This window comes from Streptomyces sp. NPDC003038, assembly GCF_040611115.1.
Lineage (GTDB): Bacteria > Actinomycetota > Actinomycetes > Streptomycetales > Streptomycetaceae > Streptomyces.
The window spans coordinates 1-1,381 of record NZ_JBEXNN010000119.1; the positions used below are offsets into that span (position 1 = coordinate 1).

Consider the following 1,381-nt stretch of genomic DNA (forward strand, 5'->3'; position numbering starts at 1 on the left):
GGGGGGGGGTGGTGTCACCAGCTCCGGAGGCATCGACAGACCGCTGATTAGGGGCATGACCACCGGCTTCTTCGCAGGTCGGGAGGCTCTTCGTAATGTGGATGTGGCGATCGGCGCCGTGGGACGGCCGGGCAGGAACGACCGGAGGACGCACGTGATCGACCTCAGCGAGATCGGCGCCTTCCTCGGCCTGGACGTCGGCAAGGGCGAACACCACGCCACCGCTGTCACGCCGGCCGGGAAGAAGGCGTTCGACAAGCGGCTGCCCAACAGCGAGCCGAAGCTCCGGGAAGTGTTCGCCAAGCTGCAGGCCAAGCACGGGACCGTGCTCGTCGTGGTCGACCAGCCCGCCTCCATCGGGGCTCTGCCGCTGGCGGTGGCCCGGGACATGGGCTGCCCCGTCGCCTATCTGCCCGGGCTGACGATGCGGCGGATCGCCGATCTCTATCCCGGCGAGGCCAAGACCGACGCCCGCGACGCGTTCGTCATTGCCGACGCGGCCCGCGTCATGCCGCACACCTTGCGCACGGTCGAGCTCGAGGACGAGACGATAGCGGAGCTGGAGATGCTCGTCGGGTTCGACGACGACCTGGCCGGCGAGGCAACGCGGATCAGCAATCGGCTCCGCGGCCTGCTGACGCAGATCCACCCGCACCTGGAGCGAGTTCTGGGTCCCCGCGTCCAGCATCCGGCCGTCCTGGAACTACTGGGGCGATTCGGCTCGCCAGCCCAGATCCGCAAGGCCGGACGACGTCGCTTGATCAGCCTGTTGCGGCCGAAGGCGCCGCGGATGGCCGAGCGGCTTGTTGAGGACATCTTCACCGCGCTGGACGAGCAGACCGTGGTCGTTCCCGGCACGGACGCGGCAGCGTTGATCGTCCCGACGCTGGCCGGTTCCCTCGCTTCTGTCCTTGACCAGCGCAAAATGCTGGCCGGTCGCATCGAGGAACTGCTGGAGGCCCACCCTCTTTCGAAGGTCCTGACCTTGATGCCGGGGATCGGCGTCAGGACCGGAGCGAGGATCCTCATCGACGTCGGCGACGGCAGCAGGTTCCCGTCCGCCGCCCACCTCGCCGCCTATGCCGGTCTCGCCCCCGCGACTCGGAGTTCGGGCTCGTCGATCCGCGGTGAGCAACCGTCCCGGCGAGGAAACAAGCAGCTCAAACGTGCCTTCTTCCTGTCCGCGTTCGCAGCCCTGGCCGACCCGGCCTCCCGGGCCTACTACGAAAAGAAGATCAACCAGGGCAAGCACCACACCCAAGCCCTCCTCTGCCTGGCCAGACGACGAGCCGACGTGCTCTTCGCGATGCTCCGCGACGGCACTTTCTACGAACCCCAACCCGCCCCAACAGCTTGACCAAACCCATAGGGGCACCCCCCC

At 67.9% G+C, this 1,381-nt stretch carries 1 protein-coding gene; it reads left to right on the top strand.

Translation table 11 applies throughout. From position 1 onward, the window contains the following. Positions 1–154 precede the first annotated feature (154 nt). Positions 155–1,357, top strand: coding sequence for an IS110 family transposase (locus ABZX75_RS34365; RefSeq protein WP_355418175.1), 1,203 nt, complete (start codon positions 155–157; stop codon positions 1,355–1,357). Positions 1,358–1,381 lie beyond the last annotated feature (24 nt).